This window comes from Kitasatospora sp. NPDC101235, assembly GCF_044767505.1.
In the GTDB taxonomy this organism is placed as follows: domain Bacteria; phylum Actinomycetota; class Actinomycetes; order Streptomycetales; family Streptomycetaceae; genus Kitasatospora.
Genome location: NZ_JBIWNZ010000069.1, coordinates 1 through 12,087, shown reverse-complemented (window position 1 = coordinate 12,087; position 12,087 = coordinate 1). Strand labels below are relative to the sequence as shown.

Annotated in this window: 15 protein-coding genes; 6 read left to right on the top strand and 9 right to left on the bottom strand. The window is 70.5% G+C overall.

The features are described 5' to 3' along the window. Positions 1–183, top strand: a 183-nt coding sequence (locus ACIRRH_RS43415) for a type IV toxin-antitoxin system AbiEi family antitoxin domain-containing protein (RefSeq protein WP_403078975.1), incomplete at its 5' end; no start/stop codon positions are given. Positions 184–297: 114 nt separating this feature from the next. On the opposite strand, the gene ACIRRH_RS43410 is transcribed toward ACIRRH_RS43415, so the two are convergent. Beyond that, positions 298–510, bottom strand: a complete 213-nt coding sequence (locus tag ACIRRH_RS43410; protein ID WP_403078983.1) for a zinc ribbon domain-containing protein — start codon at positions 508–510, stop codon at positions 298–300. A 57-nt stretch (positions 511–567) separates the two neighbouring features. After that, entirely contained in the window at positions 568–1,902 is a 1,335-nt protein-coding gene (locus tag ACIRRH_RS43405) for an alpha/beta fold hydrolase (protein ID WP_403078974.1), read from the bottom strand. 67 nt (positions 1,903–1,969) lie between these two features. On the opposite strand from ACIRRH_RS43405, the gene ACIRRH_RS43400 reads away from it, so the two are divergent. Next, complete coding sequence (locus tag ACIRRH_RS43400; protein ID WP_403078981.1) at positions 1,970–2,587, top strand: TetR/AcrR family transcriptional regulator; 618 nt, start codon at positions 1,970–1,972, stop codon at positions 2,585–2,587. A gap of 800 nt (positions 2,588–3,387) precedes the next feature. Here ACIRRH_RS43400 and ACIRRH_RS43395 read toward each other — a convergent pair. The 3 genes from ACIRRH_RS43395 to ACIRRH_RS43385 form a co-directional block, all read right to left on the bottom strand. Next, positions 3,388–3,984 carry a 2'-5' RNA ligase family protein gene (locus ACIRRH_RS43395; RefSeq protein WP_403078972.1) on the bottom strand — a complete coding sequence of 199 codons (597 nt, stop codon included), beginning with the start codon at positions 3,982–3,984 and terminating at the stop codon, positions 3,388–3,390. Positions 3,985–4,465: 481 nt separating this feature from the next. Further along, positions 4,466–4,957: a hypothetical protein gene (locus ACIRRH_RS43390; protein WP_403078970.1), complete on the bottom strand. Its 492-nt coding sequence runs from the start codon at positions 4,955–4,957 to the stop codon at positions 4,466–4,468. A 154-nt stretch (positions 4,958–5,111) separates the two neighbouring features. Further along, entirely contained in the window at positions 5,112–6,092 is a 981-nt protein-coding gene (locus ACIRRH_RS43385) for a S41 family peptidase (protein WP_403078968.1), read from the bottom strand. Positions 6,093–6,217: 125 nt separating this feature from the next. On the opposite strand from ACIRRH_RS43385, the gene ACIRRH_RS43380 reads away from it, so the two are divergent. Beyond that, positions 6,218–7,171, top strand: coding sequence for an IS701 family transposase (locus ACIRRH_RS43380; RefSeq protein ID WP_403078966.1), 954 nt, complete (start codon positions 6,218–6,220; stop codon positions 7,169–7,171). Positions 7,172–7,243: 72 nt separating this feature from the next. Here the strand turns inward: ACIRRH_RS43380 and ACIRRH_RS43375 are convergent, their stop codons facing one another. Continuing rightward, the gene (locus ACIRRH_RS43375; RefSeq protein ID WP_403078965.1) at positions 7,244–7,444 is read right to left on the bottom strand and encodes a hypothetical protein; all 201 of its coding nucleotides are present in this window, start codon (positions 7,442–7,444) and stop codon (positions 7,244–7,246) included. A 230-nt stretch (positions 7,445–7,674) separates the two neighbouring features. Here ACIRRH_RS43375 and ACIRRH_RS43370 point away from each other — a divergent pair, with 230 nt between their 5' ends. The 3 genes from ACIRRH_RS43370 to ACIRRH_RS43360 all read left to right on the top strand — a co-directional run bounded on the left by ACIRRH_RS43370 (position 7,675) and on the right by ACIRRH_RS43360 (position 10,148). After that, a complete protein-coding gene (locus ACIRRH_RS43370) occupies positions 7,675–8,562 on the top strand; it encodes a hypothetical protein (RefSeq protein WP_403078963.1) in 888 nt (295 codons plus the stop codon). Between the two features lie 575 nt (positions 8,563–9,137). Beyond that, on the top strand, positions 9,138–9,515 hold the full coding sequence (locus tag ACIRRH_RS43365) for a ribosomal protein L7/L12 (protein ID WP_403078961.1): 378 nt from the start codon (positions 9,138–9,140) through the stop codon (positions 9,513–9,515). A gap of 315 nt (positions 9,516–9,830) precedes the next feature. Continuing rightward, on the top strand, positions 9,831–10,148 hold the full coding sequence (locus ACIRRH_RS43360) for a hypothetical protein (protein ID WP_403078960.1): 318 nt from the start codon (positions 9,831–9,833) through the stop codon (positions 10,146–10,148). A gap of 12 nt (positions 10,149–10,160) precedes the next feature. Here the strand turns inward: ACIRRH_RS43360 and ACIRRH_RS43355 are convergent, their stop codons facing one another. From ACIRRH_RS43355 to ACIRRH_RS43345, 3 genes are all read right to left on the bottom strand, one after another. After that, the gene (locus tag ACIRRH_RS43355) at positions 10,161–10,655 is read right to left on the bottom strand and encodes a GNAT family N-acetyltransferase (protein ID WP_403078958.1); all 495 of its coding nucleotides are present in this window, start codon (positions 10,653–10,655) and stop codon (positions 10,161–10,163) included. A 198-nt stretch (positions 10,656–10,853) separates the two neighbouring features. Continuing rightward, entirely contained in the window at positions 10,854–11,399 is a 546-nt protein-coding gene (locus tag ACIRRH_RS43350) for a transposase (protein ID WP_403078979.1), read from the bottom strand. Next, on the bottom strand, positions 11,396–11,944 hold the full coding sequence (locus tag ACIRRH_RS43345) for a winged helix-turn-helix domain-containing protein (RefSeq protein ID WP_403078977.1): 549 nt from the start codon (positions 11,942–11,944) through the stop codon (positions 11,396–11,398). The genes ACIRRH_RS43350 and ACIRRH_RS43345 overlap by 4 nt, the downstream gene beginning before the upstream one ends. Positions 11,945–12,087 lie beyond the last annotated feature (143 nt).

Here is a 12,087-nt window from a genome sequence, read left to right as displayed (position 1 = left end):
GCCATCGTTGAACACCTGGCCACAGCCGGCGGGCCGGTGCGTGCCGGTGACATCGCCCGGGCTCTGGGTCGCGACGCCAGTGCCTCCGCGATCAACGCCGTCCGCACTTCACTCGAGCGCCTCACCAAGGCCGGGCGCGCCGAACGCGTCGGCCGCGGCCTCTACCAGGCCGCAACCAGCTGACCATCACAGTGCTCCGGGGCGGCCGCCGGGCTTCAATCGGCCCGACCCACCCCGGCAATTTCAGAGGGCGGTATTTGACATCCTCCCTTCCCTGGAGGGGAGGGGATTTCTGGCTCACGCTGCCTGATCGCCCTGCGGGTGTTCAGGTCTTCCGCGATCGGCACCAGCCGGGTTGAGACCAGCCCGGACGAGCATCACGCGGGCGGAGTTCTTGTCCCTGGGGGACGAGGCTCCGCACGCGGTGCACGTGTAGGTCCTCTCGGAGAGGGGGAGGCGGTGCTTGGCTCTCGCACCGCAGTGCGCGCAGTCCGTCGTGGTGCGGGCGATCCGAGTGGCTCTGGGGAGCGGCCGGAGGCAGCGAAAGGGCAGCCGGCCCGGTCGTCGTCACCTGTTGTCGCCGAGGAAGGCGGGGATGTCGTCGCGGGTCGGGAAGTTCGGCAGCGGTGCCGGCTCGTCCTGGAGGAATGCGGTGATGGCGGCGCAGGCTCGTTCGTCGTTGTCGTCGAGGCCGTTCCACATGTGGTGTCCGACCCCGGGCATGTACTGGGTGCGCTGGATGGCTGGGTCGTTGGCAAGGACGGTGGTCTCCCACTGACGGATCTGGGAGGAGCACTCGGCGATCATCAGCATCGCGGGGGTCCGGGAGAGTCTCAGCTGCGGGGCGATGGAGGGTGAGTCCTCGATCGTCTGCTTGATGCGGATGCTGGCGGCGGGGCTGAAGGAGAAGTTCTGTGCCGTGTCCTCGGCGGGGATGCGGTGCGCGTCGCGCGCGCAGTAGGCGGATGCGGTGTCGCTGCCGAGGTCGGCGGCGGTGAACGCGTTGTCGCCTTCGGCTTGTCCGATCAACCCGGTGTCGGGGGTGAGGAGGCCGAGTCGCATGAGGCCGAATGCGGTGGCGTACCGGGGAACGTGCGTCGACCGGGGTCCGGTCACGGCCGGTGCGAGGCCGCGCGCGGATTCGCGGCCCTTGTGCCCGGTGATCCGCGCGGTGGGACCGTCCATCGGGCCGGGCTCGGCGATGACCGCCCGGTGAAAGTGTGCGGCGAGGTCCGGGTCGGCCAGGGCTCGGGTGAGTACGACCGCGCCTGCGGAGGATCCGAGGATGTCGGCCTTGCCCATGCCCAGGCGGTCGATGAAGGCGGCGAGGTCTTGGACCGACCTGGAGATCGTGTACTGGTCCATGGGGAGCAGGTCGCTCCGTCCGCCGCCGGCCTGCTCGTAGGCGTAGACGTCGTAGCCCTGCTGCGCCAGGAGCTGGAGGAACCGGTGGTCGAGCACGGAGATGCTGCGGACCGGTCCGCCGTTCAGGTACACCAACGGGATGGGGTGTCGGGCGCCGGTGTTCGCGGGCGGGTAGTGGTACACCGCGACCCGGCTGCCCGTGGTCAGGCTCCAGTGCTGCGTGGCCACGAACGGCAGGTCCGGCGGGTAACGCCGCGCCGTGGGCACCGTTGGGATGCAGACCGACGCCGTCAACGCCGCCGCGACGACCACCGGCAGGAACAGCGCGAGCCGCGCCGGCCGGGGACGGCGCCGTCCCCGCCACAGCGCGGCGACAGTCGCGGCTCCCAGGGTCGTCGACCATGCGGCGAGCCCTGAGCCTGCCCCGTTCGTGAGGACGATCAGCGCGAGGAACACGACGACCAGCCCGGCGACGGCTCCCAGGGCCAGCAGTAAGCGTCCGGTGAAGCGGGCGAGACGTAGGGCGGACGTGGGCACGGCGGACCTCCGAAGTTTCAAAACACTGTTTCGAAACGACGTTATCAGAGACGCTAGGCTTCTCGTCATGGGTAGGCCGAGAACAAACGACGAGACCGTCAAAGAGCGACTCGTGGAGTGCGCGACCGAGATGTTCGCCACCCGTCCGCGGGAATCGGTCACAGTCCGCGCCCTGGCCACGGCGGCCGGGACGTCAACGGCAGCCGTGTACTCCCTGTTCGGCGGCAAGGACGCACTGGTCGACGAGGTGCGCAGCAGAGCGGTCGCCGGGCTGTTCCAGGACCTGTCGGCGGTGCCGGTCTCCGAGGCTCCCCTCGTCGACCTCTACGCGCTGGCCGTCGCGTACCGGCGATGGGGAAGCGAGCACAGCCACCTCTACACGGTGTTGTTCGGTGGCGTGCAGTCCTTCGACCCGTCGGGCGCGGTCGGTACCGGTGACCCCGTCCGGCCGCTCCTCGCGGCGATCGATCGCGCCGTGACGGAGTCCGTCCTCGCGGGCGAGGTGACGTTGATCGCGCTCTCGCTGTGGGTGACCCTGCACGGGCTTGTGACTCTCGAGCTGGCCGGGGCCCTCGAAGGCGCCACGGCTGAGACCGCGTTCCGATCGACGATTCACGCCACGCTCCGCGGCTGGATGACCCCCGCGGTGTTCAGCAGCCTTCGAAGCACCGAACCCTCCCCATGACCGGCACTCACGGCCAACCCCCGTGTCCCGCTCACCGCCGCGCGCCACGCGGACAACCTGGTGCAGCGCAGCGCCGGCGGCGAGTTCCTCGGCGTTCCAGCCAGTCACGTCCAGGAGGAGGCCGTTCCCTGGTGGGGGGGCAGCTCCCGGTCGTCGCGGCCGGCCTCGTGGACCCGCCCCCGTATCCGCTGTTCGTCGTCCACGCCGGACGGCATTCACACACCGTTGCGATCAGAGGGCTGGCTGACGGCTGGCCGTGACCACGGTTGCTCCGAGCTCCCTGCTGCATCGCTTTCGGGGCGAGGCTCTCGCCCCTCCCGTGCTGAGGCCGTACGTGTGGCTGTCTGCGGCGGGCGGGCGGGCGGGGGCGGGCAGCCGTGCACGTCCTCCATGAAGGCCCGTGACTCCTCCCTCGGCTGAAACCGGGGGCTTCTCGCCAGCCCTTCCGGGCGTTGCGACGGACCAGCCCGGCCCGTAGGACGCGAGGGTGAGCAGCTCGGCCGCTGGGTGCGGGCGCAGCGGGCAGGCCGGGCCTGGAGGCCGACGCTCGCGGCCCTCGGGGTCGGGTGGTAGGACCTGGGCCAGTGCCTCCGTGCCCGGAACTCCGCGCGTCGGTGCGCGGAGCTCTGTGTGCTGACATGCAATCGCCCGCGCAGAGGCCATGGGACGGGTCGGGGCTTGGCGACTTCCTTGGACCGAAACCGCGGGACAACCCGTCCAGCAGGGTGAACGGCGGGATCCTGGGCATCAAGTTGCCGCCGATGACCTCGAACGCGCCGGTGGGGAGCCGAGACCCGCACTCACGCGGGCCCGGGGTCCGGCAGCTGCCGGACCTCGCCCGTGCCCAGCTCGACCGTGAACCGGGTCCGCATCGGGCCGTCGCCCCGGCGGGAGAGGAGGGTGAGTTCGGTGACCCGTGCCGAGGTGGTGCCCAGGCGGGCGGCCAGTTCGGGCGCGAGCCGGCGCGGGTCCCGGGTCCGCCCCAAGGACAGGTGGGGTGTGAAGTCGTCCGTGCGACCCCGGCAGCGGGGGAAGCGCTCCACCAGCGAGCCGTGGAGCGCCTGCCACGGGCCGGGGCCGCCACCCGCCGGGTCGAGCCAGACCGTGGCGTCGTGGCGGTGGGGGAAGTGGCGCACCCCGTGCAGACGCGCGGTGAACGGGGCGTGCTCGGCCGCGGCGGCGCCCAGCAGCGGGAGCGCGGGCCCGAAGTCTGACTCCGGGACGAAGCCGAACAGCACGTTGACGTGCGGCGGCCAGCGGCGGATCTGCGGATCGTGCTCCTCCCGGATCCGCTGGACGGCCTGCCACAGTTCCGCCGGCGGCAACCACGCAAGCGCCGTCCTGGGCGTCGGTCCGACGTCCAGGACGCCCGGAACGTCGATCAGGTGTCTGTCCACTCCTCCATGGTGACCACTCCTGCGGGCCGCGGGTACACGAGCACCGCCGCCCAGGAGTGCAGGCCCCACTCCCGCGGACAGCGGATCACGCGCGGGGACGGTTCGGCGAACGGTTTTACCGCATTGCCGCCCCCACCGCCGGCTTCGGCCGGACGAGGCGTGCCGGCGCCGGAGCGGCGGGCCGTGCCGGAGGAGATCGACCCGTGGTGGTGCCCGTCCTGGCCGATCACCTGGCAGCGGGCGTAGGCGACGGCGCGGCCGTGGTGGCTGGAAGCCGACGGGCGCGTGGACTGGACCGTGCTGCCGCAGGAGACGGTGTTCGAGGGCGAGCAGCTCGGCCGGTGGGTGCAGGGCGCAGCGGGCTGGCCGGCCGGGCCTGGAGGCGGGCCAGTGGGACCTGTTGTCGGCGGTCGGGATCGAGGAGGGACAGGGGCTGGTGGCCGCGAAGGCTCTGCCGAGGTCTTTCCCTGCCCCGTATTGGTCAGGCGGCCGACACCGATGGCATCGTCTGGGCGACCGGGTTCGCCGGCCGGTCGTGAACGAGCCGTGCGGTCAGCGCCCGCTGGCCGCGCGTGATCCACCGCACCGGCCAGCGCAGCAGCACGTACAGGCACAGCGCCCAGCCCGTCGCGTGCACCGCCCAGACCCCGGCCATGCTCGGCCCGCCCCAGGCCTGGTGGTAGTCCGTGTCCAGGTACCAGAGCGGGTAGCCGAAGTTCCGTACCGAGCTGAACAGCGCGTACCCCGTGATCAGCAGCGCGAGCGCGTCCAGCGGCAGCCCGAGGACCGCCCGGGCCAGCACCCGGCCGCCGGTCCAGCCCCGGCCGCCCGACACCCGCTCCTGCCACCGGGCCGCCCGCCCGGGCTGCCCGGACAGCACCAGCACCGCGCCCACCACACCGGCCGGCAGCGCCAGGCCGGCCCGGACCCCGGCACGGACACCAGTAGTGATCTGACGGCGGATCGCGGACATGCTCGGGCTCCTTCACCCTCGTTCGATCGATGCCCTCACCATCCCGCGCCGGCACCCTGCCGGTCGTCACACCAGGGAGCCGGACCCACCGTCATACCGGAGTACTACGGCGTCACAGGTCGATCACCATCCGCAGGCAGGTACGGATCTCGAATCAATAGCCCTTGCAGGGACCTTGGCCGACAAGCCAGTTGACGGCCGTTTCAAGGGTCGGGTCGGCGTTCTTGGTGGTGGGGGAACCGATGGTCTCGTCCGGTACGAGCGGGCCCTCCAGGATCCGGCCGGTACGGTCCGCCTCGGCGGCGCCGGCGAGGAGGATGACGGCCCCGTCGGAGAGGCGGTGCGGCTCGTTGCCGGTCGGCACCCCGTAGGTTCGGTCGCCGAAACTGCGGGTGGCCGGCCGGCCGATGAAGGCGATGGCGACGGCCTCGCCCGCGCTGGCCGTCCCGCGTCCGGTGAGCACCGCGACCGGCGGGCTGGCGGCGGCGAGTGGGTGGACGCCGTCGGCGTCGGCCTGCGGGGTGTCGTCCTGGTACGGCACGCCGCCGCGGATCGACCACGCGGCCCGTCTGCCGTCCGCGGTGACGAAGCCGCCGAGCGGGCCGTCGCCGAGGATCGGCGCCGCTACCGCGAGCGGAGCCCACATCCCGCCGCCGGTCTCACCGCGCAGGTCCACCACCCAGCCGCAGGCGCCCGCCTGGTCCGTTCCGGCGACGGCGGCACGGCCCCGGGCCACGTACTCGGCGTAGGTGCGGTCCGAGCCGTTCACCCCGGGAAGGGCGAGATACCCGATATGGCCGGGGAGTTGGCGCGAGGTCGGGGAGTCGACGACCTCGGGGTCGCCGCCGACCCGGTCGGCCTGGTCCGGCGGATAGAAGCGGCTGTGGTGGTCGTTGAGCGCGCCCACGGCGCCGTTGATCGCGGGGTACGTGTCCTGCGGGGTGCGGGCGCCGCCGGCATGGGAGAAGGCCTTGGCACGGACATCCTTCCAGTCCACCCTCGCGGTGTTGAGGGAGTCACGCTGGAGCAGGTCCAGGGCGTCCGAGAGGTAAGCGCGCGCCTGCGGCGAGAGACGGGCGCCCTCGGGCTCGGGTGCGGGCCCCGCGGTGGCGGCGCAGCCGGCGAGCAGCAGCATGGCAATGATGACAGCGGCCCACCGTGGTCTCATGCGTTCCCCCTGTGGTTCGTAACCCTTGATTCTTATTTCACAGGCCCCCAGACGGCCAGGCGGGGCGAGGCGGAAGCGGCAACCGGTTCCCGGTGGAGCAGCCGGGCCCGATCGGGGTCTTCGCCGCCTACGCCACCAGCCGCGGACGGGCCCTGGTCGACCGCGAGCTCTACCTGCCCAAGTCCTGGACTGAGGATCGGGACCGCTGCCGTGCGGCGAAGGTCCCCGACGAGCGGGAGTTCCACACCAAGGGTGAGCTGGCCAAGGCCATGGTCCTACGCGCACTCGCCTCCCCGCTGCCCATCGCCTGGGTCACCGCCGACTCGGCCTACGGACAGGAGGGGCGCTTTCGCCGGCTGCTGGAGCAGTCCGGCGTCGGCTACGTCCTTGCGGTGCCCAAGTCCCAGTTCAGCGTGGGCTGTCCACGCATCGACTGGCTGTTCTCCCAGGCTCCGGCCGAGGCCTGGGAACGGGTCTCGTGCGGCAACGGCGCCAAGGGGCCGCGTGTCTACGACTGGGCGGCCATCCGACTGCCGGCGGTGGCGGAGTACGACTGCCAGGACGAGACCCAGGTCCGCCAGCGGTGGGCACTGGCCCGCCGCAGCCCGAGCAGGCCCGACGAGATCGCCTACTGCCTCGCCTGCTCACAACTCGACACGACAGTAGAGCAGTTGGTGCGGATTGCCGGGATGTGCTGGACGATCGAGGAGTGCTTCCAGGCCACGAAGAACGAGTGTGGCCCGGACCAGTACGAGGTCCGCCGCTACACCGGCTGGATGCGGGCACATCACCCTGGCCATGCTCGCCCACGCCTTCCCGGCCGCGATGGCTGCGGCATCAAAGGGGGCTGCAGAAACGGTTCGCGCACCTTGGTGGACCTCACCGTGGCAGAGATCCGGCGGCTCCTGGCGGCCGGCCGCCCCCACGGCCCACACCCGTCACGGTGCTCGCCCCGCGTTCACGCCTTGAACTGGTCCACCTGGCGCCGACAACGCCAGGCCGTCGCCCGCCGCTGTCACCACCAACGTCGGCTGCGCACGATCTAGGGACGGTCCCATGAAGACCGCCCCTGGCGGAAATCAGCCCGCTACACTCACCGCGCGCCTCCACCAGCTCGTTCACCAGCTTGGTGGCGAGGGTGTAGCGGACCCGGTAGCCCGCACCGTCTCCAGCGTCTTGCGGAACCGGTCCCGGTCGGCGACGGCCGCCCTGTAGTGGCCGCCCCACCGTTCGGTGCGTGGTGCCACCCGGGACTGGACCAGCCCGGTGATCACGGTGGTCACCACCGCCACGACCAACGGGACCAGAATCCCCTTCAACGGTCCTCCCCTGTTCGGATGGGTGCCATGCTGCCTCAGCACCCGGCGCCCCCGAAGCGGTTCGGTGTCGTGGGTCGACGGGCGGCGGTCCGGAGCGGTTGCGAACGGTGTCCCGGTTCCCGGTGGATGCTGTGGACTGCATGTCCGGCGGTCCTGGTCGGAAATGCGTTCGAGAATGTCGATGGTCCGTGAAAGTGTTCTCCCGTTCGATCCCATTTGACGGAGAACTTGTGACGATCCGCCGTACCGCCCTGATCACCGCTGCCACGGTGCTCGCCCTGTCCGCCGTGGCCGCCTGCAACAACGGCGACGACGCGCAGTCCGCCCCGCCGGCCGCCAGCTCCTCGCCTGCGGCGAGCGCCACTGCGAGTGTGAGCAGCACGCCGAGCCCGACCGCGACCACGGCGGCGCCCACGCCCACGGCCACAGTCGCGCCGACGCCGACCGCGACCGGCGCCCCGGTCGACGCCTCCGGCGCGTTCGACCCCGCGGTCGCCCTGGCCAACCCGGACCTGACCCCCTACGCCGCCACCGAGACCATGAAGACCACCGCGACGGCGGGCGGCCAGGGGTCCGTGATTGTCCAGACCGGCCGGATCAACTTCAACACCCCGACCCGGGAGTGCCGGATCGAGACGAAGATGATGGTCGGCGACGAGAGCGACGAGCCGACGATCTGGATGGAGTCGATCAGCACCGGCACGGCCACCTTCCTGCGCAACAAGGGGAAGTCGGGCAGCGCCTGGAGCCAGAGCGACACCGACAGCGGCGACGACGCCGACCCTTCCGCCTACGCCAAGGCCCTCGTCAAGGCCGGCCCCGCCGCCCGCAAGGGCATGGAGCAGAAGAACGGCGTCCCCGCCTACCACCTCGGCGCACGCCTGACGGCCGCCCAAATCCAGGCCATCGACCCGAAGAACTACGGGCGGATGGTCGATCAGGGTGTCACCGCGCAGGACCACGACGTCTGGATCGACAGCTTCGGTCGCATCCTGGCGCAGGCGCAGTCCATGAAGGTGCCCAAGGGCGGCACGACCGTCACTTCCACCATCACCGTGACCTACACCGACTTCGGGCCCCGCGAGACGTTCGCCGACCCGACCATCGCCGCCGGCTGACCGGCAGCCCCCGCTGAGCCGCCCGCCCGGGCACCGAACCAGGGCGGGCGGCGAAGGGGCGTAGGCCGGGCATGCGGGTCGGGGAGTGGACGAGGCGGGCGGTGATCGCTCGGACGGGCGGGCGGCGGACTTCTTCGGGGGCGGTGCGTTCCATTGCGAGGAGCGCATCGTAGGTGCGGCGGTCCGTCCCACATGCGGGCGGTGTCGGTGTAGTAGCGGGCCCGGCGTTCCTGGGTGGGCAGCAGGGCCGGGTCGTGGGCGAGGGCGTGCCGCACGCCGGCGTCGGGGTCGCCGAGGGCGGTGGCGAGGCCGTGCGGTAGAGCGCTTGGCTTCGTTCACGTGAAGTAACAACGATTGGTCAGCACTTTGGGCAGCAGTTAGCGATCTTGAGTGCTGCGGATGTTCACCAGAGATGACGTTACCCGACCGATGGGGATCGGCCAGACTGGCTCTGGCCGGACTTCGTGAAGGCGCCGATGCGCGACGACTGAGCGGTCACTGAAAACTGATGGGTCGAGGGCTCTCTCCGTCGACATACTGAGGGCGGCTGTCCCGTCGCCGAAGGAGATGTGTCCATGGAGGTACCAGGGTTCACCGTGCTGGTGACCGAATCCGGGAACGGGGGACAGAGAGCCCTGCAGGCTGTCAGAGCGGTGACCGGACTGAGCCTGTGGCGGAGCAAGCTTCTTCTGGGCAGCGCCCCTGCGGCGGTTCTGGAGGAAGCCCCGCTCGACACGGCCGTCGTCGCGGCCCAGCGCCTGCAGGAGGCCGGTGTGCCTGCAGCCGTCCGCTGCACCTGGTGCGACCGGACGGTGCCCCGCGACGAGACGCTGCTCGACCCAGGCCCCTGTACATCCCGCTACTGGCCGACGGCCCATTGCCAGGCGAACTCCCTGACCAGCTGTGATTGCAAATTCTGCAGCACATATGGGCCCACCGGCCTTACCCTCTGAAACCGTGTCGAAGCATTGGCTCATCCCGTAGTGGAACGATCCGCAGGGATGCTCATGGCCGCTGCGACGGTCCTCCGCCCGGAGGGCGGAGGTGTCGGCGACGGGTGAAAACTGACCGCTGATCGGCGGACCAAACGGGGGCCTTCGCGGAGAAAGCCAGCCGCTCCAGCACCTTGCGCGCAGTCTCGTCCAAGGTCACGGCAACCGCCGCAACCATCCCACCCGCCAGCATGCGTGCGCTCATGGCCGATGATCACGGCGGGCCACCGCCGCACCGGGCAGGGTAGGGCTCGTGCCGAAGAACCACCCGGCTCGATGCAGCACCACCTGCGCGTCCGCCTCAACGACCACGCCAAGGACCGCTGGCCGCAACTGACCCGCGTCGACGTCTGCTTCCGCACCGGATTCGCGTACGTCGCCGGCGAACTCAAGGACGGTGAGCAGATCCCCCTGTGCCGCCTGCGCTTCACCGGCGCCCTGCACACCTGGGGCTTCTGGCCGGCTGAGGCTCCTGCCAGGACAACCTCTTGCCCACCGGCCTCCGCCTCGGTGGCCCCGAACAGTGCATGGACTGCGCCTGCCACTTCTACCGCGGCGACCAGCCAGCCTGACCGACACGCCTTCACGAACTGACACGGAGGAGGACTACCGCGCATCGAAGGCAACCCATGTGTTCGTCGGCAGCTTGGGCCTCCCAGGGACCGGTCGCCGCTCCTCGGTCCACGCCTCGCCCGCGACTTCGGAAGCGACGTGACGCCAGAAGCGTGCCGCGCCCGCGTTCTCCTCCTGAAAAGCGATCTCCCATCGGCCAGGGTGCGAGGCCAGGACGGACTGCACCGCTCGCAACCCGAGGCCTGACCGGCGTGCCCCACGCACCACGAAGAAGCTGTTCAGCACGCGCGCATCGCTGTCCAGCGCGCGTACGAACGCGAAGCCGACCGGCCGGTCACCAGACCATACGAGATAGGCACACCAGGTGGGATCGCTGATCGCCGAATCCAGCCACTCGCGCCGGTATGTTCCGTCCGGGTTCGGCAGGATGCCCCTGAACTCCGACAGGTCGTGCAGGAAGAGCGGCCAGAGTCGTTCCAGGACATCGCGGTCGTTGGCGTCCGCTCTGCGGACAGCAAGGTCTGTCATCTGATCCTCCTCAAGAACGCGAAAAGCCTTCCGGCAGACCGGAAGGCTTCGAACTATCGAGCAGATTCTATCGTGTCTACGACCCGGACACACAGCTGGCAGGTCCAGGTCGAGCGGGCGGTGTCTGCGTGGGCACCGTCACGTTCAGCCTCCGTAGCAGACGCGCGGGGGTCCACCTTCCACCCCTCAACGAACTACTCAGGTTGAATTCGCCATGTCGGTGATCAGCCCGGTCGCGGCCAGGCAGCCATCGATGAGCCGAGGCCGGTACTGGATCTTCCGTAAGCCGCGCCTGACCGTGCGTACGAGGTGATCGGGGTCGGTGAAGGCGACGTTGGCCAGGAATCCGCGTGGCAGCAGCGACCAGATGCCCTCGACCGGGTTGAGGTCGGGCGCGTACGGGGGCAGCTGGTAGACGGTGAGCCACTCCTGGGCGGCGATGAACTCCTTCATGCCGGCGCCTCGGTGGGTGTTCAGGATGTCCCACACCAGGACGATGGGGCCGCCCTGCTGGTTGTGCGCCGCGATGATCAGGTCGCGGTAGTCGGTCCAGGCGAAGCTCTTGCGGCCCTTGTTCCGGCCCTGGCCGTCGTCGGGCCTGGGCCGGTAGATCAGGCGGGACCGCTCACCGGGCTTGTAGCAGGTCAGGGCGGCGATCGAGACGCGCCGGCGGGAGCGGCCGCGGACCCGAACGACGGGCGTGCGGCCACGGCGTCCCCAGGTGCGGGCCCTCGCCGGCGTCATCGAGATCCCGGCCTCGTCCTCGAACACCAGCCAGGCTCCGAGCGCCGCCACTGGGCTCTTACCTGCGGCCACACCTGCTTCTTCCACATCTCGACCGCCCCGTCGTCGCGTTCGATCGCCCGACGGACCGGCTGCTGGCACGACCGGCCGTTGCGTCGCATCGGCTTCCACACGCCCTGGACCGTGTACGAGACGTGGAACCGCCGGCCGATCAGGGTCTTGATCCGCGCCAGCGTCCACCGCTGGTCCTCCCAACCGTGAGCGAGCGGCCCCTTCTCCAACTCCCCTTCCAGCTGGCCGAACTGCCGCTCGCTGAGTCTGGGCAGCGACTGCGGCCCCTTCGACTCCAAGCCGGATGAACCGCCCTGCCGCCATGCCTGACGCCACCGCTCCACCGACCGCACGGTGACCGGAAGGTCAGCCGCGATCGCCCTGTTGCCGTCACCCCGTTCGAACCGCTCGGCGGCCTCCAACCGCACCCGCTCCCGACGCTGTTGGGCAGTGAACCCGCCCCTGCGCGTATCGCACCCCGATTCATACCGCAGGGATCAAGGTCCGTCAGCACCTACGACATGACGAGTTCAACCTGAGTGACGCCTACTGGCGGGCGCCCTTGACTGTGGGCTGCGTCTTCTGGTTGTAGATCTCCTTGCCGTCTGCGTTGTAGGCATGGACGTAGGGGGCCGGG

Coding starts and splice junctions, on each gene's coding strand:
- ACIRRH_RS43400 (WP_403078981.1), top strand. CDS start 1,970: ATGGGTAGGCCGAGAACAAACGACGAGACCGTCAAAGAGCGACTCGTG.
- ACIRRH_RS43390 (WP_403078970.1), bottom strand. CDS start 4,957: ATGTCCGCGATCCGCCGTCAGATCACTACTGGTGTCCGTGCCGGGGTC.
- ACIRRH_RS43385 (WP_403078968.1), bottom strand. CDS start 6,092: ATGCTGCTGCTCGCCGGCTGCGCCGCCACCGCGGGGCCCGCACCCGAG.
- ACIRRH_RS43365 (WP_403078961.1), top strand. CDS start 9,138: ATGGAGGTACCAGGGTTCACCGTGCTGGTGACCGAATCCGGGAACGGG.
- ACIRRH_RS43360 (WP_403078960.1), top strand. CDS start 9,831: ATGCAGCACCACCTGCGCGTCCGCCTCAACGACCACGCCAAGGACCGC.
- ACIRRH_RS43355 (WP_403078958.1), bottom strand. CDS start 10,655: ATGACAGACCTTGCTGTCCGCAGAGCGGACGCCAACGACCGCGATGTC.
- ACIRRH_RS43350 (WP_403078979.1), bottom strand. CDS start 11,399: ATGACGCCGGCGAGGGCCCGCACCTGGGGACGCCGTGGCCGCACGCCC.